At 72.7% G+C, this 24,278-nt stretch carries 26 protein-coding genes; 14 read left to right on the forward strand and 12 right to left on the reverse strand.

From position 1 onward, the window contains the following. Window positions 1-83: 83 nt before the first annotated feature. From ACLJPY_RS05520 to ACLJPY_RS05540, 5 genes are read left to right on the forward strand one after another with little or no spacing between them, the layout of a single operon-like run. Window positions 84-1,103 (forward strand): ABC transporter substrate-binding protein, encoded by a 1,020-nt coding sequence (locus tag ACLJPY_RS05520; RefSeq protein ID WP_410586916.1) that lies wholly within the window; start codon window positions 84-86, stop codon window positions 1,101-1,103. Beyond that, the gene (locus tag ACLJPY_RS05525) at window positions 1,100-1,873 is read left to right on the forward strand and encodes an ABC transporter ATP-binding protein (RefSeq protein WP_410586917.1); all 774 of its coding nucleotides are present in this window, start codon (window positions 1,100-1,102) and stop codon (window positions 1,871-1,873) included. The genes ACLJPY_RS05520 and ACLJPY_RS05525 overlap by 4 nt, the downstream gene beginning before the upstream one ends. Next, entirely contained in the window at window positions 1,870-2,712 is an 843-nt protein-coding gene (locus tag ACLJPY_RS05530; RefSeq protein WP_410586918.1) for an ABC transporter permease, read from the forward strand. The genes ACLJPY_RS05525 and ACLJPY_RS05530 overlap by 4 nt, the downstream gene beginning before the upstream one ends. After that, window positions 2,709-4,022 carry an LLM class flavin-dependent oxidoreductase gene (locus ACLJPY_RS05535; RefSeq protein WP_410586919.1) on the forward strand — a complete coding sequence of 438 codons (1,314 nt, stop codon included), beginning with the start codon at window positions 2,709-2,711 and terminating at the stop codon, window positions 4,020-4,022. The genes ACLJPY_RS05530 and ACLJPY_RS05535 overlap by 4 nt, the downstream gene beginning before the upstream one ends. Continuing rightward, entirely contained in the window at window positions 4,019-4,915 is an 897-nt protein-coding gene (locus tag ACLJPY_RS05540; RefSeq protein ID WP_410586920.1) for a TauD/TfdA dioxygenase family protein, read from the forward strand. Before ACLJPY_RS05535 ends, ACLJPY_RS05540 begins: the two co-directional genes overlap by 4 nt. 42 nt (window positions 4,916-4,957) lie before the next feature. On the opposite strand, the gene ACLJPY_RS05545 is transcribed toward ACLJPY_RS05540, so the two are convergent. Further along, window positions 4,958-6,178 (reverse strand): amidohydrolase, encoded by a 1,221-nt coding sequence (locus ACLJPY_RS05545; RefSeq protein ID WP_410586921.1) that lies wholly within the window; start codon window positions 6,176-6,178, stop codon window positions 4,958-4,960. A gap of 46 nt (window positions 6,179-6,224) precedes the next feature. On the opposite strand from ACLJPY_RS05545, the gene ACLJPY_RS05550 reads away from it, so the two are divergent. Next, window positions 6,225-7,685, forward strand: a complete 1,461-nt coding sequence (locus ACLJPY_RS05550; RefSeq protein WP_410586922.1) for an aminotransferase class I/II-fold pyridoxal phosphate-dependent enzyme — start codon at window positions 6,225-6,227, stop codon at window positions 7,683-7,685. Window positions 7,686-7,738: 53 nt separating this feature from the next. Here ACLJPY_RS05550 and ACLJPY_RS05555 read toward each other — a convergent pair whose 3' ends face one another. Further along, entirely contained in the window at window positions 7,739-8,218 is a 480-nt protein-coding gene (locus tag ACLJPY_RS05555; RefSeq protein ID WP_364247404.1) for a hemerythrin domain-containing protein, read from the reverse strand. A 149-nt stretch (window positions 8,219-8,367) separates the two neighbouring features. Between ACLJPY_RS05555 and ACLJPY_RS05560 the strand changes: the two genes are divergently transcribed. After that, window positions 8,368-9,462, forward strand: coding sequence for a glutamate--cysteine ligase (locus ACLJPY_RS05560; protein ID WP_410586923.1), 1,095 nt, complete (start codon window positions 8,368-8,370; stop codon window positions 9,460-9,462). On the opposite strand, the gene ACLJPY_RS05565 is transcribed toward ACLJPY_RS05560, so the two are convergent. Beyond that, on the reverse strand, window positions 9,459-9,854 hold the full coding sequence (locus tag ACLJPY_RS05565; protein WP_410586924.1) for an STAS domain-containing protein: 396 nt from the start codon (window positions 9,852-9,854) through the stop codon (window positions 9,459-9,461). The two genes, ACLJPY_RS05560 and ACLJPY_RS05565, sit on opposite strands and share 4 nt — an antisense overlap. Window positions 9,855-9,960: 106 nt before the next feature. Between ACLJPY_RS05565 and ACLJPY_RS05570 the strand changes: the two genes are divergently transcribed. Next, a complete protein-coding gene (locus ACLJPY_RS05570) occupies window positions 9,961-11,094 on the forward strand; it encodes a glutamate--cysteine ligase (protein WP_410586925.1) in 1,134 nt (377 codons plus the stop codon). Between the two features lie 8 nt (window positions 11,095-11,102). Further along, window positions 11,103-12,098, forward strand: a complete 996-nt coding sequence (locus ACLJPY_RS05575) for an iron-containing redox enzyme family protein (RefSeq protein ID WP_410586926.1) — start codon at window positions 11,103-11,105, stop codon at window positions 12,096-12,098. A gap of 46 nt (window positions 12,099-12,144) precedes the next feature. On the opposite strand, the gene ACLJPY_RS05580 is transcribed toward ACLJPY_RS05575, so the two are convergent. Together ACLJPY_RS05580 and ACLJPY_RS05585 are read right to left on the reverse strand one after the other, a co-directional pair. Then, window positions 12,145-12,357, reverse strand: a complete 213-nt coding sequence (locus ACLJPY_RS05580) for a CDGSH iron-sulfur domain-containing protein (protein WP_410586927.1) — start codon at window positions 12,355-12,357, stop codon at window positions 12,145-12,147. Continuing rightward, window positions 12,344-13,063: a methyltransferase gene (locus tag ACLJPY_RS05585; protein WP_410586928.1), complete on the reverse strand. Its 720-nt coding sequence runs from the start codon at window positions 13,061-13,063 to the stop codon at window positions 12,344-12,346. Before ACLJPY_RS05585 ends, ACLJPY_RS05580 begins: the two co-directional genes overlap by 14 nt. Window positions 13,064-13,218: 155 nt before the next feature. Here ACLJPY_RS05585 and ACLJPY_RS05590 point away from each other — a divergent pair, with 155 nt between their 5' ends. Beyond that, window positions 13,219-13,383, forward strand: a complete 165-nt coding sequence (locus ACLJPY_RS05590; protein ID WP_014467084.1) for a hypothetical protein — start codon at window positions 13,219-13,221, stop codon at window positions 13,381-13,383. Window positions 13,384-13,438: 55 nt separating this feature from the next. On the opposite strand, the gene ACLJPY_RS05595 is transcribed toward ACLJPY_RS05590, so the two are convergent. Then, window positions 13,439-14,713, reverse strand: coding sequence for an acetyl-CoA carboxylase biotin carboxylase subunit family protein (locus tag ACLJPY_RS05595; RefSeq protein WP_410586929.1), 1,275 nt, complete (start codon window positions 14,711-14,713; stop codon window positions 13,439-13,441). A gap of 84 nt (window positions 14,714-14,797) precedes the next feature. On the opposite strand from ACLJPY_RS05595, the gene ACLJPY_RS05600 reads away from it, so the two are divergent. Then, complete coding sequence (locus ACLJPY_RS05600; RefSeq protein WP_410586930.1) at window positions 14,798-16,300, forward strand: FAD-dependent oxidoreductase; 1,503 nt, start codon at window positions 14,798-14,800, stop codon at window positions 16,298-16,300. 34 nt (window positions 16,301-16,334) lie between these two features. On the opposite strand, the gene ACLJPY_RS05605 is transcribed toward ACLJPY_RS05600, so the two are convergent. Together ACLJPY_RS05605 and ACLJPY_RS05610 are read right to left on the reverse strand one after the other, a co-directional pair. Continuing rightward, the gene (locus ACLJPY_RS05605; protein ID WP_410586931.1) at window positions 16,335-16,859 is read right to left on the reverse strand and encodes a DUF1360 domain-containing protein; all 525 of its coding nucleotides are present in this window, start codon (window positions 16,857-16,859) and stop codon (window positions 16,335-16,337) included. Beyond that, a complete protein-coding gene (locus ACLJPY_RS05610; protein ID WP_410586932.1) occupies window positions 16,856-17,650 on the reverse strand; it encodes an SDR family NAD(P)-dependent oxidoreductase in 795 nt (264 codons plus the stop codon). Before ACLJPY_RS05610 ends, ACLJPY_RS05605 begins: the two co-directional genes overlap by 4 nt. A gap of 92 nt (window positions 17,651-17,742) precedes the next feature. Here ACLJPY_RS05610 and ACLJPY_RS05615 point away from each other — a divergent pair, with 92 nt between their 5' ends. Together ACLJPY_RS05615 and ACLJPY_RS05620 are read left to right on the forward strand one after the other, a co-directional pair. Then, window positions 17,743-18,756, forward strand: coding sequence for a DNA topoisomerase IB (locus ACLJPY_RS05615; protein WP_410586933.1), 1,014 nt, complete (start codon window positions 17,743-17,745; stop codon window positions 18,754-18,756). Between the two features lie 83 nt (window positions 18,757-18,839). Beyond that, on the forward strand, window positions 18,840-19,175 hold the full coding sequence (locus tag ACLJPY_RS05620) for a hypothetical protein (protein ID WP_410586934.1): 336 nt from the start codon (window positions 18,840-18,842) through the stop codon (window positions 19,173-19,175). A gap of 286 nt (window positions 19,176-19,461) precedes the next feature. Here the strand turns inward: ACLJPY_RS05620 and ACLJPY_RS05625 are convergent, their stop codons facing one another. Both ACLJPY_RS05625 and ACLJPY_RS05630 read right to left on the reverse strand, forming a co-directional pair. Continuing rightward, window positions 19,462-19,842: a VOC family protein gene (locus tag ACLJPY_RS05625; RefSeq protein ID WP_410586935.1), complete on the reverse strand. Its 381-nt coding sequence runs from the start codon at window positions 19,840-19,842 to the stop codon at window positions 19,462-19,464. A gap of 4 nt (window positions 19,843-19,846) precedes the next feature. Next, on the reverse strand, window positions 19,847-20,830 hold the full coding sequence (locus ACLJPY_RS05630; RefSeq protein ID WP_410586936.1) for a YihY/virulence factor BrkB family protein: 984 nt from the start codon (window positions 20,828-20,830) through the stop codon (window positions 19,847-19,849). A gap of 83 nt (window positions 20,831-20,913) precedes the next feature. Here ACLJPY_RS05630 and ACLJPY_RS05635 point away from each other — a divergent pair, with 83 nt between their 5' ends. After that, window positions 20,914-21,381 carry an SRPBCC family protein gene (locus ACLJPY_RS05635; RefSeq protein ID WP_410586937.1) on the forward strand — a complete coding sequence of 156 codons (468 nt, stop codon included), beginning with the start codon at window positions 20,914-20,916 and terminating at the stop codon, window positions 21,379-21,381. 183 nt (window positions 21,382-21,564) lie between these two features. On the opposite strand, the gene ACLJPY_RS05640 is transcribed toward ACLJPY_RS05635, so the two are convergent. Next, a complete protein-coding gene (locus ACLJPY_RS05640) occupies window positions 21,565-23,157 on the reverse strand; it encodes a phytoene desaturase family protein (RefSeq protein WP_410586938.1) in 1,593 nt (530 codons plus the stop codon). Window positions 23,158-23,174: 17 nt separating this feature from the next. Then, the gene (locus tag ACLJPY_RS05645) at window positions 23,175-24,248 is read right to left on the reverse strand and encodes an NAD-dependent epimerase/dehydratase family protein (protein WP_410586939.1); all 1,074 of its coding nucleotides are present in this window, start codon (window positions 24,246-24,248) and stop codon (window positions 23,175-23,177) included. Between the last annotated feature and the right edge of the window lie 30 nt (window positions 24,249-24,278).

Genomic DNA, 24,278 nt, shown 5'->3' on the forward strand with positions numbered 1-24,278 from the left:
GAACTCGCAAAATTGACCGTCCGTCCGGGTGCTGCGAAGAATTGCTGCCATCCCCACCGACTCCCGGAACGGACGAAACCACCGTGAAGAAAACCCTGCCCCTGTTCGCCGCCGCCCTCGTCCTGCTGGCCGGCTGCGCTTCGGCGACGGCCACCGGTGCGCCCGGGCAACCGGAGAAGCTGGAACTGCGCTACCAGGGCAGCGCCAACGCCGTCACGCTGCCCGAACTCGCCGAAGACCTGGGCTACTTCGGCCCGATCAAGCTCAAGTGGGTCGGCAACACGATCAGCGGCCCGCAGGACATCCAGTCGGCGGCCACCGACCAGACCGACTTCGGCGGCGCCTTCACCGGCGCGGTCGTCAAACTGGTCGAGGCCGGCGCCCCGGTCAAGGCGGTCGTCAACTACTACGGGTCCGACGACAAGTCCTTCATCGGCTACTACACCAGGCAGGACAGCCCGATCCGGACCGCCCGCGACCTGATCGGCAAGAAGGTCGGCGTCAACACCGCCGGCGCGAACCTCGAGGCCGCACTCGACACGTGGCTGAAGGGCCAGGGCCTGTCCGACGACGAGATCAAGCAGGTGCAGCTCGTCGTGATCCCGCCGGTGAACGCCGAACAGGCGCTGCGCAACGGCCAGCTCGACGTCGCCGCGCTGCAGGGCATCCTGCAGGACCACGCCGTCGCCGCCGGTGGTGTCCGCCCGCTGTTCACCGACGTCGGCGCGTTCGGCCCCTACAACGGCGGGCCGTACGTCCTGCGCACGGACTTCATCAAGAAGTACCCGGAGACCACCAAGGTCTTCGTCTCCGCCGTGGCGCGGGCGGTCGAGTGGGAGCGCACGACTCCGCGCGACGAAGTGATCGCGCGCTTCACGAAGATCATCAAAGCCCGCGGGCGCAACGAAAACACCGACACGCTCAAGTACTGGAAGAGCGTCGGCATCACCCGCGGCGGCCTCATCTCCGACGCGGACTACACGCGGTGGGAGCCGTGGCTGAAGCAGGAGGGCTACCTCAAGCACGACCGGATCGACACGGCCAAGCTCTACACCAACGAGTTCAACCCCTACCGCGACGGCGCGCCGGCGGTGACCAAGTGATCGCCATCCGCTCGGTGACCAAGACGTTCGGCGAACTGACCGCGCTCGACGACGTCTCCCTCGACATCACCGACGGCACGTTCCTGTCCCTGGTCGGCCCGAGCGGCTCGGGCAAGTCGACGCTGCTCGACCTGCTGGGCGGGCTGACCACGCCGACGTCGGGCGAAGTGCTCATCGACGGCACGCCGGTGCGCGGCCCCGGCCTGGACCGCGGGGTCGTCTTCCAGCAATACGCGCTGTTCCCGTGGCGCACCGCGCGCGCCAACGTCGAGTTCGGGCTCGAAGGCGGCCCGCTCGGGAAGCGGCAGCGCGCCGACCGGGCCCGCGAATACCTCGCCCTGGTCGGGCTGTCCGGCTTCGAGGACCGCTACCCGCACGAGCTGTCCGGCGGGATGAAGCAGCGCGTGGCGATCGCCCGCAGCCTCGCCTACGACCCGGCCGTGCTGCTGATGGACGAGCCGTTCGCCGCGCTCGACGCGCAGACCCGCGAGCAGCTGCAGGAGGAGCTGCTGCGGATCTGGCGCCGCACCGGCAAGACGATCGTGTTCATCACCCACGGCATCGACGAGGCCGTCTACCTGGGACAGCAGGTCGCGGTGCTGACGTCCCGGCCCGGGCGGCTCAAGGCCGTCGTCGACGTCGACCTCGGCGACCGCGCCGGTGACGTGCGCTCCGGCGCGGCGTTCGGGCGGCAGCGCCACCAGCTGTGGGAACTGCTGCACGACGAGGTTCGCAAGGCGGCCGAACACGAACGGAGCGCGGCCCGATGACCACCACCCTCGACGCACCGACCGTCCACATCGGACCCACGACCCCGCCGGCCCGCCCGCCGCGCTGGCGGAAGCGGCTCACCCGCGCGGTGCACGCGTCCGCCGCGGTCGTGCTGTTCGCGCTGCTCTGGGAGCTGGTCCCCCGGTTCGTGCTCGACGAGGGCACGCGGACGTTCCTGCCGCCGCTCTCGGAAGACCTGCAGGCGCTGTGGCAGCTGGTGCTCGACGGCGAGCTCGCCGACCACCTGCTGGCCAGCGTCGGGCGCTCCGCCGCCGGGTTCGCCGTGGCCGTGGCCGTGGCGGTGCCGCTCGGATTGCTGATCGGCTGGTACCGGCCGGTCGCGCGGTTCCTGCAGCCGCTGCTGGAGCTCGCCCGCAACACCGCCGCGCTGGCCCTGCTGCCGGTGTTCACGCTGCTGCTGGGCATCGGCGAGCTGTCGAAGGTCAGCCTCGTGGTCTACGCCTGCGTGTGGCCGGTGCTGCTCAACACGATCGCCGGGGTCAACACCGTGGACCCGCTCCTGGTCAAGGCGGCCCGCTCGCTGGGGCTGTCCAGCCCGCGGCTGTTCCGGAAGGTGATCCTGCCCTCGGCGGTGCCGACGGTGTTCACCGGCATCCGGATGGCGGCGTCCTATTCGATCCTGGTGCTGGTGGCCGCGGAGATGGTCGGCGCGAAAGCCGGGCTCGGCTACCTCATCAACACGAGCCAGGTGAACTTCCAGATCCAGCAGATGTACGCCGGGATCATCGCGGTCTCGCTGCTCGGCGTGCTCGTCAACGCCGGCTTCGTCGGCCTCGAACGGCGGTTTTCGACCTGGCGGCCCAAGGAGAAACCATGATGCACCTCAACGCGTTCGTGATGCCGAACGGCCACCACGAAGCCGCGTGGCGGCACCCGTCGACCGACCCGCACCGGGCGCGGACGCTGCAGCACTACGTCGACGTCGCGCGGACCGCCGAGCGCGGCAAGCTCGACTCGATCTTCCTCGCCGACGGCGTCGCGCTGTGGGGCAACGTCAGGCACAACTCCCACAGCCACTTCGAACCGCTGACGCTGTTGTCCGCGCTCGCCGCGTCCACAGTCCACATCGGACTGATCGCGACGGCGTCGACGACCTACAACGAGCCCTACCACCTGGCCCGCAAGTTCGCCTCGCTCGACCACCTCTCCGGCGGCCGCGCGGGCTGGAACATCGTCACCTCCGCCGGCATCGACGAGGCCCGCAACTTCAACCTGGCCAAGCGCCCGTCGCACGACGCGCGCTACGACCGGGCCGAGGAGTTCGTCGACGTCGTCAAGAAGCTCTGGGACAGCTGGGACGACGACGCCGCGGTCGTCGACCGGGCCACCGGGGTCTACGCCGACACTGGCCGGATCCGCGCGGTCGAGCACGACGGGCCCCACTTCCGGGTGCAGGGACCGCTCAACATCGAACGCCCGGTGCAGGGCTACCCGCTGCTCGTGCAGGCCGGGTCGTCCGAAACCGGCAAGGAGTACGCGGCCCGGCACGCCGAGGCCGTGTTCACCGCGCAGCAGACCTATGCCGAAGGCAAGGCGTTCTACGACGACGTCAAGGGCCGGCTCACCAAGTACGGCCGCACGCCGGACGAACTCAAGATCCTGCCGGGGATCTCGCCGATCCTCGGCCGCACCGAAGCCGAGGCGCGCGAACGCGAGGCCGAGCTGAACGCGCTGATCACGCCGGACTACGGGCTGCGGCAGCTGTCGAAGATGCTCGACCACGACGTCACCGGCTACCCGCTGGACGGGCCACTGCCCGACGTCGGCAGCTTCACCGAGGGCGGCCAGAGCCGGTTCGACCTGGTCGTCGGCCTGGCCCGGCGGGAGGACCTGACCATCCGGCAGCTGCTCGAACGGCTGGCCGGCGGCCGCGGGCACCGCGTCTTCGCCGGGACGCCGGTCCAGGTCGCCGACGAACTGGAGGCGTGGTTCCGCGGCGGCGCCGCCGACGGCTTCAACGTCATGCCGCCGACCCTGCCCGGCGGGCTCGACGACTTCGTCGACCTCGTCGTCCCGGAGCTGCAGCGGCGCGGGCTGTTCCGCACCGAGTACTCCGGCCCCACCTTGCGCGAGCACTACGGCCTCGCGCGGCCCGTGAACCGCAACCGAGTGAAGGAGCCCGCATGACCACCATCGGCACCGACGTCCGCAAGCTCACCGGGAGGATCGGCGCCGAGATCGTCGGCTTCGACCCGGCCGGGGACCTCGACGCGACGCAGGTGGCGTTCCTGACCGACGCCCTGCACGAGCACAAGGCACTGGTGTTCCGGAACGTCCGGCTCGACGACGAGGGCCAGCAGCGGTTCGCGGCGCACTTCGGCGAGCTGACCAAGGCCCACCCGACCGTGCCTGCGGTCGAAGGCGCGCCGACGATCCTGCCCGTCGACAGCGAGCAGGGCCGCGCCAACCACTGGCACACCGACGTCACCTTCGTCCTCAACCCGCCGAAGGCCAGCACGCTGCGCAGCCTCGTGGTGCCGCCCTACGGCGGGGAGACGCTGATCGCCAACGCCGCCGCGGCCTACCGCGACCTGCCGGAACCGCTGCGGGCGTTCGCCGACACGCTGCGCGCGGTGCACACCAACGACTACGACTACGTCCAGCCGCCGGAGACGGTGGACGAGAAGGAGCAGGCGCGGCGCGCGCAGTTCGTCTCGCGGAAGTACCGGACCGTGCACCCGGTCGTGCGGGTGCACCCGGTGACCGGTGAGCGCGGCCTGTTCATCGGCGGGTTCGCCCAGCGGATCGAGGGTCTTTCGGTGAGCGAGTCCCGCGATCTGCTGCGGCTGCTGCAGTCCTACGTCACGCGGCCGGAGAACATCGTGCGGGTGGCCTGGGAGCCGGACCAGCTGGTGCTGTTCGACAACCGGATCACCCAGCACTACGCGATCGACAACTACGACGGCCTGCCCCGGCGCCTCAACCGCGTCACCGTCGCCGGCGACATCCCCGCTGGCATCGACGGGCGGCCGAGCGAGTCGCTCGAAGGGGACGCGTCGCACTACACGCCGGTCGCCTGAGGTGACGCGGGTGCCGGAGACCGCTCCGGCACCCGCACCGGCTCACCGCCGGTTCCGCGCCTGGTCCCGGAAGCAGTCCCACGCGCGGCTGACCAGCGCCGGGTGCGTCCGCAGGTCGATCACCGTCCGCGCCAGTGCCGCCGCCGAAGCCAGCATGGCCGCCCGGCCCCGCGGGCCGGCCGCCGCCTCGGCGAACTCCGGTGTGTGGTCCGACATCTCCTCCGCCGTGATGGCCACGAACGGGTGGATCGCCGGGACGCGGACGCTGACGTCACCGATGTCCGACGACCCCAGGAAGACCCCGGGCGCCGGCGGTGTCGCGTGGATGCCGCACGCCGCCAGGTGCTCGGTGAACCGCTCCGACAGCACCGGGTTGTCGCGGAAGTGCGCGTACCCCCGGCCGAGGCGTTCGACGTCGACCTTCGCCCCGGTCGCCAGCGCCGCCCCCTGCGCGCACGTCGTCACGTCCTCGACCAGGCGGTCCAGTGCGTCCGTCGTCAGCGCGCGGAGCCCGAAGCGGCCTTCGGCCCGGTCCGGGACGATGTTCGTCGCCTCGCCGCCGTGGGTGATGATGCCCTGGACGTGCGAGCCGGGCGCCAGCCGCTGGCGCAGGGCGGAGACCGCGCCGAACGCCTGGATCAGGCCGGCGAGGGCGTCGATGCCGTGTTCCGGGTCGCCGGTCGGGTGCGCCGCCCGGCCGTGGACCGTCACCTTCACCTCCACCTGCGCGGTCAGCGGCGCCCACGACCACGAGTGGACGCCGGGGTGGATCATCAGGGCCGCGTCGACGTCGTCGAACACGCCCGCCTCCGCCATCGCGACCTTCCCGCCGCCGCGCTCCTCGGCCGGCGTGCCCACGGCGAGCAGCGAGCCCCGCTCCTCGCCCAGGACTTCCTTGGCGGCCAGCGCGGCGCCCAGGCCCGCCGCGGCGATCAGGTTGTGCCCGCAGGCGTGCCCCAGGCCCGGCAGGGCGTCGTACTCCAGCAGCAGCGCGACGCAGGGCCGGCCCCGCCCGGCCCGCGCGACGAACGCCGTGGGGAGCCCGGCGACCCCGGTCTCGACCTCGAAGCCGTCCGCGGCCAGTTCCCCGGTGAGCCGTTCGGCGGCCGCGTGCTCCTCATAGGACAGTTCCGGCCGCTCGTGCAGCGCGGTCGCGACGGCCCACAGCCGCTCGTCCAGGTGCTCGATGCGCTCGTCGGCCCGCTCGTGCAGCTCCTCGTGCCACTCCATGCCCTCCGGGATACCCCAACCGCGGACGGTCATGCCACCGAGGTGTTTCCCGCGGGCGCGCTCCGGCTACTCCGGCGCCATGGACCACAGCAAAGCACCAGTACTCGAGGCGCTGCGCGACTACCACCGCACCGGTTACGTCCCGTACAACGCGCCCGGCCACAAGCAGGGCCGCGGCGTGGATCCGCGGGTGCTCGAAGTCGTCGGCGCTGGCGTGTTCGAGTCCGACGTGATTTCCCTCAACGGCCTCGACGACCGGCTGATGCGCCACGGGGTGCTCTCCAGCGCCCAGGAGCTGATGGCCGACGCCGTCGGCGCCGAGCACACGTTCTTCTCCACGTGCGGCAGCTCCCTGTCGGTGAAGAGCGCGATGCTGGCCGTCGCCGGGCCGCACGAGAAGCTGCTGGTGCCGCGGCACGTCCACAAGTCGGTCATCTCCGGGCTGATCGTCAGCGGCGTCCGGCCGGTCTGGGTGCGGCCGCACTGGGACGCCGAGCGGCACCTGAGCCACCCGCCGGGCGTCCGCGAGTTCGCCGAGGCCTACGAGCGGGACCCCGACGTCAAGGGCGCCCTCGTGGTGACCCCGACCGACTACGGCACGGGCGGTGACCTGGCGGCGATCACCGAGTGGTGCCACCAGCACGACCTCCCGCTGATCGTCGACGAGGCGTGGGGCGCGCACCTGCCGTTCCACGACGGCCTGCCGCCGTGGGGCATGAACGTCGGCGCCGACGTCTGCGTCACGAGCGTGCACAAGATGGGGGCCGCGGTCGAGCAGAGCTCGGTCTTCCACCTGCAGGGCGACCGCGTCGACCCGAAGGTCCTCAAAGCACGCGAGGACCTGCTGGGCACGACCAGCGCGAGCTGCCTGGTCTACGCGGCCCTCGACGGCTGGCGCCGCCAGATGGCCGAACAGGGCAAGGAACTCCTGGAAGGTGCGCTGACGCTCGTGAAGTCGGTGCGCGGCCGGCTGGGCGAGCTGGGCGTGACGGTTATGCACGACGAGTTCCTCGGCCCGGAGCTCGCCGATTCGGTCGACCCGCTGAAGGTCGTGCTCGACCTCGACGCGCTGGGCATCAGCGGCTACCAGGCGGCCGACTGGCTGCGCGAGCACCAGCGCGTCACCGTCGGCCTGGCCGACCACCGCCGGATCGTGGCCCAGTTCACCCACTCCGACGACGAGGAGACGGCGGGCACGCTGGTCGACGCGATCGACGCACTCGTGAAGGCCGCGCCCTCGTTCGAAAAGCCGCCGAGGGTGGACCTGCCGTCGCCGCAGGACATGGAGCTGGAGACGGCGATGCTGCCGCGCGACGCGTTCTTCGGCCCGGTCGAACAGGTCCCGGTCGCCGAGGCGGCGGGCCGGATCGCGGCGGAGATGATCACGCCGTACCCGCCGGGCGCGCCCGGCGTGCTGCCCGGCGAGGTGCTCACCCGGCCGATGCTCGACTACCTGCGCAGCGGCCTCGAGGCCGGCATGCTGCTGCCGGACCCGGCCGACTCCGAGCTCGAGTCCATCCGGGTCGTCGCGAAGCAGTGACGCCGAAGGGGGCACTTTCACGTGAAAGTGCCCCCTTCGCGGAGTCCGGGTGCTCAGGCCTTGGCGCTCTTGAGTTCGAGCGGGTTCTTGGGCGCCTTCGAGCGGGCGTCGATCATCCGCTGCCCCAGTTCCTGCAGCTGCTTGCGGCCCATCGCCGAGCGGACCTCGGGGAACCACTCGTCCTCTTCCTCTTCGACGTGGTGGCGGACGTTCTCGGTGAGGACGGTGACCTTCGCGTCGAAGGTCTCCTCCTTCGGGTCCATGCCGAGCAGCTCCGAGAGCATCCACACGACGACGTGGTGCTCCTCCACGCTTTCCAGGACGTGGTCCTTGGTCTCGGGCACGGCTTCCCGCGCCGCCGGGTAGAAGATCTCTTCTTCGATGTAGGCGTGGACGGTCAGCTCTTCGATGATCGAATCGGCGATCCGGCGCTTCTCGTCGTACGCGTCCTCCCCCGCCTTCTCGAATTGCTTGAACAGCTTCTCCACGGTCTTGTGGTCGTTCTTCAGCAGCACGATCGCGTCGGTCGACATCCATGTCCTCCGGGGGTGGCCAGGTCTCGCAGGGCGACCTGGACGTAGCTCGATGACACTCCGGATACCCGCTCCGCGCGCGGAGAAACGCGTTTGCCCGCACCGCCGCACGGGTATCCATGCGGTTCCCGACCCCCAGGAGAACACCGGTGAACCAACCCACGGGCGACGTGCTGACGTTCGGCATCGAAGAGGAGTTCTTCGTCGTCGACCGCCGCGGCCACCTGTCCCAGGCCGGCGACGACGTCGTCGACGCGGCGGAAGCCGCCGGCGACGAGCAAGGCGAGCTGCAGCACGAACTCACGCGCCACCAGGCCGAGGCGGCCACCGATGTCTGCCGCACCCACACCGAAGCCCTGCGCCAGCTGCGCGGCCTGCGCGGAGACCTCGACGCGGCCGCCCGGCGGCGCGGGTTCCGCGTGCTGCCCGCCGCGTCCCCGCTGCTGTTCGAGGAGAACCCGCCCGTCATCACGCCGAACCCGCGCTACGAGCGGATGGCCGAGCACTTCGGCGCCACCGCGCGGACGTCGCTGACGTGCGGCTGCCACGTGCACGTCGCGATCCCGGACAAGGAAACCGGCGTCCAGGTGCTGAACTGGATCCGGCCGTGGCTGCCCGCGCTGCTCACGATCACCGCGAACTCGGCCGTCTCCGACGGCTACGACACCGGCTACTGCAGCTGGCGCTACCAGCAGTGGAGCCGGTGGCCGTCGGCCGGGCCGCCGCCGCGGTTCGCGTCGCTCGACGAGTACGAAAGCATCGTCGACGGCTGGCTGCGCGCGGGCTCGATCCTCGACCGCGGGATGATCTACTGGGACGTCCGGCTGTCGGACAACCAGCCGACGCTGGAGTTCCGCATCGCCGACGTCGCCGCGACGCCGGAGGACGCGGTGTTGCTGGGCGTGCTGGCTCGCGGCCTGGTCGCCACCGCACTGGCCGACGGCTCGCCCGCACCCCAGCTGTCGAACGAGGTGCTGCGTGGGCAGCTCTGGCGGGCGTCGAAGGAAGGCGTGACCGGCTCCTGCCCGCACCCGAAGACCGGGGACCCGGAGCCGACGAAGGCGGTTCTGGACGACCTGGTCGACCTGACGGCCTCCGCGCTGGAAGCGGCCGGCGACCTGGAGTTCGCGCGCGAGCGGACGGCCCGGCTGGCGGCCGAAGGCGGCGGCGCCGACCGGCAACGCGCCCGGTTCGCGGAACGGAACCGGGCCGAGGACGTCGTCGACCTGCTGACCGGCGACTAACGCGCGGAGCCGTCGAGGCGCTCGAGCAGGTCGAGCGCCCGGACCGCCGCCCGCGAACCGCCGGGGTCGACGACCAGGTGGACGCCGGCGGCCGCGGCGTGCCGCCGGGCCCGCAGCAGCACGCGGATGCCCGCGGCACCGAAGAACCGGACCTGGCCGAGGTCGATCCGCAGGACGCCGGGGCGGGCACGGACGTGTTCGTCCATGATGGACGCCAGCCGGGCCACCGTGCACAGGTCCACTTCGCCGGCGACCTCCACCACCACCGCGTCCGGGCTCTGGCAACGGATCTGGCTCCGCAGTTCGCCGTCGGCCGGGGCACGCGGTGCGGGCAGCCGTCGCGTGGCCGGGGGAACGACCTCGGTGACCCGCACCGGCTCGTGAGTTGTCATCTGCCCGAAGTACCCGCAGCGGGCGCACGGCGAAACAAGCCCCGGCCCCGGGGGCATTTTCGCGGCGAGAGCGGGTAACCCCAGCCGGTCCGGAAGGAGCCCGCCCATGTCCGACGGCCCGCCCACGATGGGTGTCGAAGAGGAGTTCCTCCTCGTGAACCCCCGCACCGGGCACGTGTCGCCGTGCGCGGAACCGGTGCTCGCCCGGTACCGCCACCACGGTCCCCTGCCCGACGGCGTCCGGGCGACCCGCGAACTGCGCCTCACGCAGGTCGAGGCCGTCACCGGCGTCTGCACCACGGCCGGCGAGCTCCGCCACCAGCTGACCGCCGCGCGCCGGGTGCTGGCCGGGGCCGCCGCGGCCGAAGACTGTGCGCTGCTGGCCACCGGCACACCGGTCGGGCCCGGCCCGGCCGCGCCGCCGCCCGCGAGCACCGGCCGCTACGCCGAAATCGACGCCGCCTACGGCGCGATCGTCGCCGACTACGAAGCCTGCGGGTGCCACGTCCACGTCGCGGTGCCCGATCCCGACACGGCGGTCGCCGTCGTCAACCACCTCGGCCGGTGGCTGCCCACGCTGCTGGCGCTGTCGGCCAATTCGCCGTTCGACCACGGGCGGGACACCGGTTACGACAGCTGGCGGATGGTCCTGCAGTCCCGCTTCCCCGGCTCCGGCGTCGCACCCCACCTGCGCGGGCACGCCGAGTACCGCCGCGCGATCGAAACGCTCGTCGACTGCGGTGCGCTGGTCGACCCGGACCAGACGTTCTGGCTGGCCCGGCCGTCCGGCCGCTTCCCGACGGTCGAGTTCCGGGTCGCCGACACCGCACTGACCGTCGACCACGCCGTGCTGCAGGCCCTGCTGAGCCGGGCGCTGGTGCAGCGGGCGCTGGCCGACCTCGCCGAAGGCCGGGAGGCCGCGCCGCTGTCCCCGCAGGTGGCGGCGGCGGCCGTGTGGTCCGCGGCGCGCCACGGCCTCGGCGGGCAGCTGGTGGACGCCGCCGCCGAGGCGCGGCGGCCCGCGTGGACCCTCGTCGACGAGCTGGTGGCGCACGTGAGAGATCCATTGGAGGACAGCGGTGACCTGGCGGAGGTGCGGAAGCTCGTCGAGGCGGTGCGGACCGGCGGGACCGGGGCGGCGCAGCAGCGGGCGGTCGCCGACCACGAGACGGCCGCCGCGGTGCGGTGGCTCACGGCGGCGACGGTGCCCGCGGCGCATGGAACGCTGCTGACCGGGTAGCCGGGATCATGACGACTTCCACCACTGCCCGGGTGGCCACCCTGCCGGCCGCCCGGGGCCCGCTCTCGGAGTCGGTGCTGTCCACGCTGCTGCGTGCGCACCCGAAGGCGGACCTGGACTTCGACGGCCTCGCGGACGCCGACCCGCTCGGCGACGACCTCCAGCTGGCCCTGCACCTGTGCTACGAACTGCACTACCAGGGCCTGCCGGGCGTGTCCCCCGACTGGGAGTGGGACCCGGAGCTGCTGCGCCTGCGCGGCGCGCTGGAGGCGCGGTTCCTGGCCGCCCTGCGCGAGAACGTGGCCGGCGGCGACGACGTCACGACCGAACTCGACGCCCTGCTCGTCGAGCCGATCGACGTCGAAGGGGTTTCGCACTTCCTGCGCGACCACGGCGACTGGACGCACGTGCGCGAGTACTTCACGCACCGTTCGGTCTACCACCACAAGGAGGCCGATCCACACGCGTGGGTGATCCCCCGGCTGCGCGGGCGCGCCAAGGCCGCGCTGGTGGCCGTGGAGTTCGACGAGTTCGGCGGCGGCCGCGCGGAGCTGGTGCACGCGCGTCTGTACGCGGACCTGCTGCGGGCGGCCGGGTTGCCCGACGGCTACCTCGAACTCATCGACCGGGTCCCGGCCGCGATGCTGGCCGTGGTCAACATGATGTCGCTGTTCGGCCTGCACCGTTCGCTGCGCGGCGCGCTGTGCGGGCACTTCGCGGCCGCGGAGATCACCACGGCACCGTCGGCCCAGCGGATGGACCAGGCCCTGCAGCGCCTGGACGCGCCGGAAGCGTGCCGGTTCTTCTACACCGAACACATCGAGGCGGACGCGGTCCACGAGCAGATCATGCGCCACGACGTGCTGGGTGATCTGCTGGACCAGGAGCCCGAGCTGGCCGCCGACGTCGTGTTCGGCATCCAGGCGACCGAATTCCTGGAGGGCCGCTTCGGCGAGCAGCTGCTGAGCAGCTGGCAGGCCGGGAAGTCCTCACTGCGGCCCTGACGTGCGGACGGCCTCCCGGCGCACCGGGAGGCCGATCGGCGTTCAGTCAGTCGTTCGCCTGCGTGCGGACGCGCTTGCGGTGGCTGGTGTCGCAGAACGGGAACCGCTTGCTCCGCCGGCACGCGCACACCGCCACCACGAACCGGTCCGACCGCACGAGCTCGCCGTCGGGCGTGCACAGTTCGACCGGCCCCTCCACCAGGACCGGGCCGCCGGGGACCACCGTCACCCGGCGGGGACCACGCTCAGCGGTCGGCACGGAGCACCACCAGCTCTTCCACCCGCTGACCCGGCTCGATCAGCCCCGCCGACTCCAGGAACTCCGTCCGTCCGGATAGGACCGGTCCGAACGGGATCCGGGCGCGGCGGACCACCGAAACCCGCAGTCCCCGGTCCGCCAGCAGTTCCCGCGACTTGTCCACATCGGCCAGTGCCGACTGGACGAGCAGCATCGTGCCCCCCGGGCGAAGCAGCGTGCCGGCGGCGACGCACAGCGGGTCCAGCAGGGCCCGGCCGTCCGGGCCCGCGTCCCAGCCCCGGGTGGTGCGGACCGTCGGTGCCGGGGACGGCACGTACGGCGGATTGGCGACGACGACGTCGAACGGGCCTTCGCGCAGCGCACGGGCGAGACCGCCGCGGCACGGGCGCACGGCGAGCTGCCGGACCAGCGCGTTCAGCCGCGCCGAGGCCAGCGCCCGGCGCGAAAGGTCCACCGCCACCACGGTTCCCGCGCCGCGCCGGGCCAGCGTGATCGCCTGCGCGCCGGTGCCGGTGCACAGGTCGAGGGCGCGCGCCCCGGGCGGGATCGCCAGCTCGGCGATCGCCGACGCGAGCAGGGCGGTGTCCTCCTGCGGGCGGTAGACGCCGGGCAGCCGCAGCATCCGCGGGGCGGCGGGCACGGGCTCGTGGACGACGGACCGGGCGGCCAAGGGGCCCGGGCGGACGGGTTCCGCCGACGTGGTCATCTGGGTCTCCTTCACCTCGCCGCGGTTCCGGGACCATCGCCGGTGACAACCGCGTCGAAATCGGGCTTACCCGGCGATCACCGCGGCAAACCCCCGCGGTTGAGCCGCGCGCGGCGGGGTAACCGTCGTAGAAGGACCGTGAAGGAGGGACGAGTATGACATCCGAAGAGCGCACGCAGCACCCGACCGACCCCGCCGAGGGCCCCCGCGGCGACGACCCGCACGGCGACACGCCGGAGGCCCAGCGCGAGACCCTCCGCGGCGAGCAGGGCACGTCGAGCGGCGACGAGCACGACGACAGCGACCCGCAGTCGGGCTGAGCGGAACCGCGAGCGGGGGTCGCGTCCGGACTGTCCGAACGCGACCCCCGCTTCGTCACGCCTCGGCGAATTCGAACGACAGCGCGTCCACGCACGCCTGGTACTTCTGCACCATCTCGTGCTCGGTGTGGCCCGCCACGAACAGCTGAGCCAGTTCGAAGCTGTAGCTGTCCTGCTCCGGCAGGTCCGAAAGCCGCTGCCCGGCCTCCGGAACGACCTTGATCTGCGTGCCGTCGACGCGCTTCTCCACCGCAGCGATCTCCTCCGGCGTCGGCACCCGCGTCACGACGCCGTCCTCGAAGCGGCGCAGGTACCACTTGCCGGCGATCTGGTAGGTGCCTTTGCGGGGACGGCGGGTGGGGTCCTGGCCCAGCCCGAGGCGCACCATGATCTCGTGGTTGGCGACACCGTCGACGAACTCGAACAGCTCGGCGTGCGACTGCGAGTGCCGCGGGTTGATCTCCAGCAGGCACACCTGGCCGGATTCGGGGTCGCAGAAGAACTCGATGCTGAAGGTGCCGTTGTCGAACTCGATCTGCTTCATCACCCGTTCGGCGACGTCCCGCATGCGCCGGACGGGCTCCTCCCCCAGCTGCGAGGGGTACTGGTGGCGCAGGAACGACGAGCTGTCCGGGTAGTCGACCGAGTCGAGGGCGCCGTAGACGGTGACCTCGCCCTGGTACACGTACCCCTCGATGGCCGCCTGGACGCCGTGCAGCGCCTCTTCGGCCAGGCACGCGGCGCCGCCCACGCGGGCGATCTCCGGCGGGAGCTCGACCTGGTCCAGCACGTAACCGAACGGCTCGCCCACCCGGCCCACGCCGGCGCGGATCTTCGCGACGGCGTGGGCGAACTGGGCGTCGTTCTCGGCCTTGAAGGCGAGTTCCGAAGAGAACGACTTGACCGGCTTGAGCCACATCGGGTACCCGACGCCCGCCGGCGGCGCGGGGTGGCGGGCCTCGAGGTCGACGACGCCGAAGTTCGGCAGCTCGTCGATCGCCTTTCTCTGCTCCAGCCGGCTCCAGTACTTGTGCTCGCACTTCAGCACCGCCTCCAGCGACACGCTGGGCAGCCCGTAGCGGGCGCACAGCATGGGCACCAGGGTCGCGGCGGGGAAGTCCCAGTAGCTGACGATCGCGCCGATTTCGCCGTCGAAGGCGTCCAGTTCCTGCTGGGCCGTCTCCAAGAGCGCTTCGAAGTCGATTTCGCCGTGTTGCAGCTCTTCGGGGGTCAGCACGCCGTGGAACCGGTAGCCGGCGGCCCACGGGAGGCGGTCCAGGACCCGGTGGTTCTCCTCGTCCAAGCCGATCACGAAGATGTCGGTACTCATACCGGTGGGCTACCCGACGCCCCGAACAGCCGAAACGGGGCCGGATGGCCCGTTTGACCCGGCGGTCGGCGGGCATCCTCAGGCATGACAGCTCTGCCCGAACCGCTTTCCCTGTGGGTCGAGACCGCCCCCGCGCCGGACCGCACCGGCGTGCCGGTGCCGGAGTCCGCCGACGTCGCGGTGCTCGGCGCGGGCATCGCGGGGCTCACCACCGCCCTGCTGCTCGCCCGCGCCGGCCGTTCGGTCGTGGTGCTGGAAGCGGAGCGGGTCGCGGCCGGGGTGTCCGGCCACACGACCGCGAAGGTCAGCGCCCAGCACGGGGCGAAGTACGCGGATATGACCTCGCGGCACGGCGAAGACGCCGCGAGGGTCTACGCCGGTGCCCAGGCGGCGGCCGGTGAGTGGATCGCCGCCACCGCGGCCGAACTCGGCATCGACTGCGGGTTCACCCGCGCGGACAGCTACGTCTACACGACGCAGGAAAGCACCGTCGATTCCCTCAGGCAGGAGGCCGACGCCGCCGCCGCGGCCGGCCTGCCGGCGTCCTTCACCGAAGACGTCCCCCTGACCGTGCCCGCGCTCGGCGCCGTGCTGACCACCGGGCAGGCGCACTTCCACCCGCGCCGGTGGCTGCTCGGCCTGGCCGCCGAACTCGAGCGGGCGGGCGGCACCATCGTCGAGCACGCCCGGGCGACCGCGGTCAACGGGCAGACCGTGCGCACGTCCCGCGGCGACCTCGTGGCGGACGAGATCGTCGTCGCGACCCACTACCCCGTGCTCGACCGCGGCCTGTACTTCGCCCGGCTGGACCCGGTGCGCGACCTCGTCGTCGCGGGCCCGGCCGCCGGGAACACCGCGCCGGCGGGCATGTTCCTCGACGCCGACACGCACCACTCCGTGCGCGGGTACACCGAAGGCGGCACCCCGATGGTGATCGCCGGCGGCGAGCACTACCGGGTGGGCGCGCACGTCAACGTCGAGCGCCGCTACCGGCGGCTCGCGGAGTGGGCGGACGCGCACGCGGGCCTGCACCGCGTGACCCACCGGTGGTCCGCGCACGACATGTCCACGCCCGACCTGCTGCCCTACGTCGGCCGTTACCTGCCCGGGACGAAGAACCTGTGGGTGGCGACCGGGTTCGGCCAGTGGGGCATGACCGGCGGCACCGCCGCGGGCCACGTGCTGGCCGCGCGGATCCTCGGCGAGCCGCACCCGGCCGCGGACCTGTTCGACCCCAACCGCTTCGACGCGCGGTCCGTGCTCGAAGTGGCCCAGGACAACCTGACCGTGGCGAAGTACCTCGTCGGCGACCACGTGGCCGCGCTGTGGCGGTCGGAGAAGCTCGACGACCTGCGGCCCGGCCAAGCCGAGGTGGTGCGCGTCGGCGGCGAGCTGGTCGCCGCCCACCGCGACGAAGCCGGGAAACTGCACACCGTCGGCGCGCACTGCACGCACCTGGGGTGCCTGGTTTCGTTCAACGACGCCGAAAAGACGTGGGACTGCCCGTGCCACGGCTCGCGGTTCGGCGTCGACGGCGAAGTGGTGCAGGGCCCGGCGGTCCGGCCGCTGCGCCGCGGCCCGGAGTGAGCCGGCGGAGGACCTCCCCCGCCGGCCCGCCCGGCTAACCCGAGGCCAGCTTCTTGCCGGCGTCGTAGAGCAGGTGCAGGGCGTCCGCCAGGCCCACGGCGGTCAGCACGGTGGCCGCCAGCCGGGTCGCCCGCGGTGCCATCATCAGACCGGCGGTCAGGCCGGTGCCGACCCAGACGTTCAGGCAGAACGGGCAAGACAGCAGCTCGCCGACCGCGTGTTCGACGTGCCCCTTGCCCGGGACGGACTCGTTCAGCTCGGTCGCGCCCGCGGACTCCTCGTAGCGGGTGAACGGGGCCCGCAGGGGGCTGGTGACGGCCGCCTTCCCCAGCATGCGGCTGGCCTTGAACGTCGCCGCACCCAGCAGGGCCGTGTCGCCGGCACCGAACCGGTCCGGCAGCCGTGCCCCGAGCGCGCGGCCGAGCACGGTGAGGCCGCCCACCAGCGCCCCGTAGGCGCCCATCGCGCCGAGGTAGCCGGCCAGCGGCCGGTCCTCGTCACCGGCGTAGCTGCGTTGAACGTGCTTCGCCTTCTCGGTGACGTCCTCGATGACGCTCATCCATCCGCCGATCCGGGCTTCATCATCTTGCCCTGTTGTTTCGCCTTGACCTCGTCCGGGAGGAAGCGGGAGCCGGCCGCCTGGAGCTTGCTCTTCGCCGCGCCGGGGACGATCTTGTCCTTCCCGGCCATCAGGGCTTCGAAGCCGGCCTCCGCGATCTCGGCCGGCGTGTCCTTGTCGCCGGCGGCGAGCTTGGTGTCGGTCATGTCGGCGCGCTCGAAGAACTCCGTGTCGACCGGGCCGGGCAGCATCGCGGTCACGGTGACGCCCTTGTCCTTCACCTCGGCCCGCAGACCCTCGGAGAACGACGTCAGGAACGCCTTCGAAGCGGCGTAAACGGCCTGGTAGGGCGCGGGCGAGGTGCCGGCGATCGACGAGGTGAACAGCACCCGGCCGCGGCCGCGGCCGACCATGCCGGGCACGACGCGCTTGGTCAGGTGCACGGCCGAGCGGACGTTGAGGTCGACGACCGTCAGCTGGTCCTCCAGCCGGGTGTCCCCGGCGAACTCGCCGTTGATGCCGACCCCGGCGTTGACCGCCAGTGCCTCCACCGGCCGGTCGGCGAGGTGGCGGACCAGCTCTTCGACCCCCTCCGGGGCGGCGAGGTCGGTGCGGACCGCCTCGACCTGCGCGCCGCACGCGCGGACCTCGTCGGCGGCCGCGGCGAGTTCGGCGTCCTCGGCGGCCAGCAGGACGTCGAAGTCGTGCCGGGCGAACTGCTTGGCCAGCTCCAGCCCGATCCCGCTCGACGCGCCGGTGACGACGGCCAGCGGCCTGGTTGCGGTGGTCATCCGTACTCCTTCCGGTGCTTGTGCCGTCGGCTACCCGCCGCCGCGGACGGCAATCATGGTTTCCCGGTACGCCGGGTGGGTATTTCGCGGCGGTGGGACGCACCAGACTCCGGCGCAGTGACCTGCGCGGCCCGGGCATCAGGCGGATCCGCCGCGGCCGCGGGTTCTCCTATGCCATGCCCGACGGCTCGCCCGTGACCGACCCCGAGCTCCTCGACCGGATCAAGGGGCTGGTCATCCCGCCGGCCTGGAAGAAGGTGTGGATCTCCCCGTACCCGAACGGGCACGTCCAGGCGGTCGGGACCGACGACGCCGGGCGGCGCCAGTACCTCTACCACGAGCAGTGGCGGCGGGACCGCGACGAGGAGAAGCACGACCGCGTCCTGCAGATGGCCCGCCGGCTGCCGCAGTGGCGCGACTCGGTCGCGGCGGACCTGGCCGGTCGCGGCCTCACGCGCAAGCGGGTCCTGGCGGCGGCCCTGCGCATGCTCGACCGGGGCATCTTCCGCACCGGCGGCGAGGAGTACGCAGAGGAGAACGGCACCCACGGCGCCGCGACGCTGCTGCGTGAGCACGTGGCCGTCCGCGGCGACGAGTGCCGGTTCTGCTACATCGCCAAGGGTGGCCTGAACCGCGAGGTGGCCATCTGCGACGCGGAGCTCGCGGCGGTGATGAAGGCGCTCCTGCGCAGCCGGTCCGGCAGCGACCGGCTGCTCGTCTACCGCGAGGGCGACACGTGGCACGAGGTGCACGCGGCCGACATCAACGAGCGGTTCAAGGAGCTGGCGGGCGAGGACTGCACGGCGAAGGACATGCGGACGTGGAACGCGACGGTGCTCGCGGCGGCCGCGTTCGCCGCGGCGGACCCCCCGACGTCGGAAACGGCCCGCAAGCGCGCGGAGGCGGCGGTGATGAAGGAGGTCTCGACGGCGCTGGGCAACACCCCGGCGGTCTGCCGGTCGTCCTATGTGGACCCCCGGCTGGTGGAGGCGTACCGCAACGAGCGCACGATCGCCCCGGCCCTGAAGCGCGCCGCACGGCTGGACGGCGACGACGCCCGGGCGGTGCTGGAGCGGGCGTGCGCGCGGCTGTTGAACGCGTCGTGACGTTGGGAGGCACGGTGAGTGAGCGCGGATCCATCCGAACGTGTACTGGCCCGCGGCCGCGTACTTCGGGGAACCTGGGGAGGATGACATCCGAAGCAGCCCCGGTGCGCTGGCGCGCGTCGATCGCCCTCACGGTGGGCGGCGACGGCGTGGTGTCGAGCATCGTCGAGTCCGACCACGGGAGCGAGGGCTCGGCGCGGGAGTGGATCGAACGGAAGCTGCCGGCCGCGCGGTTCCCGGCGTGGATCCCCGCGGCCCGGCGGACGGACGGCGTGGAGTTGTTCGGCCGGGTGGCCCGGGGGCGCGTGGCGACGGACCGGTTGGTGCCGACGTGGGAAACGGAGGCGACGCCGGTTTGGCACGCTGACCGGGCCGAGGGCCGGGTGCAGTGGCGGCGCTGCGCGGCTGGGGACGGCTGAGGCGGGTTCGGGGCTCTCTCCGGGGCGGGGGCCGGGGTACGGCAGAACGAAGCAGCGGGCGGAGCTGGGAGCCGTGGGCTGGAGCAGCGAACCCAAGCCAAGGTGGCGAACCGAGCCCCGGTGCAGCCGCGGCCCCGAGCAGCGCGAAGGCAACCAACTTCAGGCCGAGGTCGGCCGAACCCCGTGCGATTCCACCGCCCCAGGCACTACGACCCGACCGGCCGCACCTCGCCCCCAAGCGCACCCACCCGATCCGCGCGCCCCTCCCCTGGCGCGCGGATCTCCCTCAAGCCGCGCCCACGTCCTTGCGCAGCAGGCAGAACTCGTTGCCCTCCGGGTCCTGCAGGACCACCCAGGACTCCTCGCCCGTCTGGCCCACGTCCGCCGGGCGGGCGCCCAGTTCCGTCAAGCGGGCCAGTTCGGTCTCCTGGTCCGTTCCCGCCGGGCTCACGTCGATGTGCAGCGGGAGCTTGCCGCGGCGGGGGTGGTCCGTGCGGGCCAGGATCAGCGTCACCGCTCCCTCGCCGAAGGCCGCGCCCGCCGGGCCGAGGGCCAGGCCGTCCGGCTCGTGGCCGACCACCTCGTAGCCGAGGACCGCGCACCAGAACTCCGCCAGCCGGTCGGGGTCGTGGCAGTCCAGCACCAGTTCGGTGATCCGGCAGGCCATCCGCTCACTTCCGTTCCGCCTCGGTCACCGCCGCGGCCTCGTCCTTGTCCATCGCCTTCGTGTCCCGCGGCGGCAGGAACGGCTCTTCCTGGTCGTCCGCGTGGCCCGCCTCGATCGTGCGACCGCGGGCCAGCTCCGCGTCCAGCTCGGCCCCCAGCAGGATCGCGAGGTTGGAGATCCACAACCATACAAGGAACGCGATCACCCCGGCCAGCGAACCGTAGGTCTTGTTGTACGAACCGAAGTTCGCCACGTACAGCGCGAACCCGGCCGACGCCAGCACCCACAGCACCACGGCCAGCAGCCCGCCCGGCGTCAGCCACTTGAACCCCGGCAGCCGCACGTTCGGGCCCACCCAGTACAGCAACGCGAACGCCAAGCTGACGAGCAGCGCGATCACCGGCCACTTCGCGATCTCCCACACCAGCACGCCCGTCGAGCCGAGGCCGATCAGGTCGCCGAGCTTGTGCGCCACCGAACCCGTCGCCACGACGCCCAGCGCGCACGCCGCCAGCAGCACCACGATCCCGATCGTCAGCGCGATCCGCAGCGGGATCGTCTTCCACACCGGCCGCCCCTCCGGCATGCCGTAGATCGCGTTCGACGCCCGCATGAACGCGCCGATGTAGCCCGACGCCGACCACAGCGCGCCCAGCAGGCCCACGATCGCCAGTGGGCCGGCCAGGCTCCGCGAGCCCGCCAGCTCCTTGATCGCGCCGACGATGATGTCCTTGCCCTGGCCCGGGACGAGCTGGTTGACGTTGTCGATCACCGTCTGGATCTTGTCCGGGCCGAGCAGGCCCAGGATCGCGGTGAGCACGATGATGCCCGGGAACAGCGACAGGACGCCGTAGTAGGTGAGCGCGGCCGCCCAGTCGGTCAGGTTGTCCCGGTTGAATTGCTTGAATGTTCGTTTGAGCGCCGCACCCCACGACTGCTTCGACAGCTCGCCCGGTCCTTCGGGTTCTTTTCCGCCTCTGGCCACCATCGCACCTCCTGCTCGGTTCCGGCGGGCATACCCCGGTCCGGGAGTGGGTATGCCTGGTTCGTCACCCGAAGCAGGAGGAAACCGTGCCCGAGGTCAGCCGCGTGATCGACGTACCACCCGAGGCCGTGTTCGCGGTGCTCGCCGACGGCTGGCTGTACGCCGGCTGGGTGGTGGGCAGTTCGCACATCCGAGACGTCGACGGCGACTGGCCCGCCGTCGGGTCGCGGATCCACCACAGCGTGGGCCCGTGGCCGATCCACATCCAGGACGTGACGGTGGTCCGGGCGGTCGAGCCGGGCCTGTCCCTGTCCCTGGAGGCCCACGGCTGGCCCCTGGGCGCGGCGGCGGTCGGCTTGACGCTGGTCCCCCACGGCGAGGGGCAGACGCTCGTCCGGATGACCGAGCACGTCGTCCGCGGCCCGGGCAAGGTGCTCCCGGAGTCGCTGCTGGCGCTCATCGTCAAGCCGCGCAACAACGAGTCCCTGGCCCGGCTGGCCGACCTCGCGACCGGGAAGCACGCCCGCAGCGAGCAGGGCCGCCCTCGCCCGTAGCAGCTCGCGTGGCGGGGAGGCAGGCTCAGATCGCACGACCCGACCAGGAGAGGCGATCGCAGATCCAGCCTCCGGTGAGCCATCCCGAGGCGCGAGCATCGCCGCTCAGCAGCGCCCGGCCTCCCCCGCACCGTCCGATGCGGGCGCCGAACGACCACGCAAAGCCGAACCGCGGTGCGGGCCTCAGCCGTAGATCGCCCGGTGGGCCGCCTTGATCACCGCCGCGTAACCGCCACCCAGCGCTCCCGCTCGGGCCATCGCCGCGCGGGCCGCGTTGGCTCCCGGGCCGCCGTGGACCGCTCCGCCCGGGTGGGCCGATGCGCCCGCCAGGTAGAGGCGGTCCACCGGGGTGTCCGCGCGGCCCGTGCTGGGCACCGGGCGGAAGAACAGCTGCTGGTGGATGGCCGTCGTGCCCGCGTTGATCGCGCCGCCCACCAGGCCCGGGTTGTGGCCCTCCAGCTCCACCGGCCCCTGGACGTACCGGGCCTTGATCAAGCCCGTGAACCCCGGCGCGTTCGCCTCGACCGTCTCCTCGATCCGCTTGACCCGCCGCTCCAGCGCCGCCCGGTTGTCCGTCGTGCCGCGCGGGACGTGCGTGTACGCCCACGCCGCTTCCGTGCCCGCCGGGGACCGGGTCGGGTCGCTCGTCGTCATCTGGCCCAGCAGCAGGAACGGACGGCGCGGGGTGCGCCCGCGGGCCAGCTCGCCGCCGAACGCCGAGAGCCCGTCGAGGTCCGCGCCGAGGTGGATCGTGCCGGCGCCGCGCGCGGCCTCGGCCGTCCACGGGATCGGGCCCGACAGCGCCCAGTCCACCTTCACCGTCGCGCTGTCCCATTCGAACTTCGCGAGGTCGGAGACCAGCCGGGACGGCAGCCACTCCTCCCCCACCAGGTCGCGGTACAGCACGGGCGCGGGAACGTCGGCGAGCACGGCCTTGCGCGCCCGCACCGGGTCGCCGGCCGCGTCCCGGACGCCGAGCGCCCGGCCGCCGCCGACGAGCACCGAACGCACCGGACGTCCACAGTGGACGCGGCCGCCGCGGGACTCCAGCCGCCGGACGAGCGCCGCAGCCAGTTCGCCCGCTCCGCCTTCGGGCACCGGGAACCCCTCGTCCTGGCCGATCATCGCGAGCAGCCAGCCGAACACCGCGCTGCCGGCGTTGTCCACGGAAAGGTCGCTGTGCGCGGCGTTCCCGGCCAGCAGCAGCTTCGCGCCTTCGCCGGTGAACAGCTCGTCGCCGAAGCGGCGCGCCGGCAGCGTCAGCATGCGCGCCAGCCGCAAGGCGTCTGCGGTTCCCGTGCGGCGCAGCAGCTTGAGCGCCGGGCGGACCGGCGGGAACGGCGTGAACAGCGCGTTCAGCAGCGGCTCCCGGATTTCACGCCACTGCTCGAACAGCTGCCGCCACGCGTCGCCGTCGCCCGGGGCGAACTCGTCGGCCGAGGCCGCCGTGCGGTCGATGTCACGGGAAAGCACCGCGCAGCGGTCGTCGGGCAACACGTGCGCCAGCACTTCCGGCGCGTGCCGCCAGCGCAGGCCGTGCTCCTCGAGCCGCAGCCCGCGGATCACCGGGGACACCGCGCTCATCGGGTAGAAGGCGCTGAACAGGTCGTTGCGGAAGCCCGGCTCGGTGACCTCGGCGGTCCGCACCGCGCCACCGACGTGGTCGGTCGCCTCCAGGACCAGCACCGACCAGCCCGCGTCGGCCAGGAGGTTCGCTGCCACCAGGCCGTTGTGCCCGGCGCCGATCACCACCGCGTCGACGGCTTCCGTACTCACTCGGGCCTCCCGGCTGGTCAGGCTTGGGACTGGTGGCTCGGCCCGATCCGGGTGAGGGAGCGGAGCCGGGCCAGGACCCCGTCGCGGCGCGGCGGGGCCAGGGGCGGGCTCGCCGCGCCCGCGCCCGCCCGGAACCCGGTAACCAGGTCGGCGAGTGCGGCCGCGGCGTCATACCGAGGTTGCCAGCCCAGCGCGGTCTCCGCCAGGGTCGTGTCCCCCAGCGCCGCGCGGTCGGCCAGCTCCAGCCAGCCCGGGTGCAGCGGCAGCACGCCGCCCAGCCACGCCGCCCGGGCCGCCAGCTGCACCACCGGCTTCGGCACCGGGACGCGGGCGCCCCCGAGGACGCCGGCCAGCGCGTCGGCGTCGAGCACCTCCGGGGCCGCCAGGTTGACCGCCCCGGTGAAACCCTGGTCGAGGATGAGCCGGATCGCGTCGGCGACGTCGGTGGTGTGCACCACCTGCGCCCGCAGATCCGTCCACAGCGGAACCGGCAGCCGGCTCCCGCCGACGAGGTGGGCGGGCACCGCCGGACCCAGCAGCCACCGCGCGAACTCCCCCGCCGCGGCGCGGTGCACGATCGCGCACGGCCGGACCCGCGCCAGCCTGACCTGCGGGTACTTCGCCTCGAACCGGTCCAGCAGGCTCTCCAGGGCGGCCTTGCCGCGGCTGTAGGCGCTGCCCGCGATGCCGTCGCACGGCCAGTCCTCGGGCACCTTCTCCCAGCGGGGCGCCGGCCCGTAGGCGGCCACCGACGAAGCGACGACCACGTGCGACACGGCCGCGGCCGCGGCCGCGGCGAGCACGTGCCGGGTGCCGTGGTCGTTGGTGCGCCACATCGGCGGGTCGCCCCGCACCGGCGAAATCGCCCACGCCAGGTGCACGACGGCGTCCGCGCCGGCGAACACCTCCGCCAGCTCCTCCTCCGCCCCGGGCAGACCAACATCTACGGCGCGCCAGCCCGCCCGGCGGTACGGCTCGACGGTCGTGTCGGGCAGCCGGCGCGCCAGGCCGACGACGTCGTGGACGGGGTCGAGGGCGGCCAGCAGCGCCGTTCCGACGTTGCCGGTGGCCCCGGTGATCACGATCCGCACCCGGAAGGCTTACCCCGGGTCGCGAAAGTG

Source organism: Amycolatopsis sp. lyj-23, assembly GCF_046549135.1.
In the GTDB taxonomy this organism is placed as follows: Bacteria; Actinomycetota; Actinomycetes; order Mycobacteriales; family Pseudonocardiaceae; genus Amycolatopsis.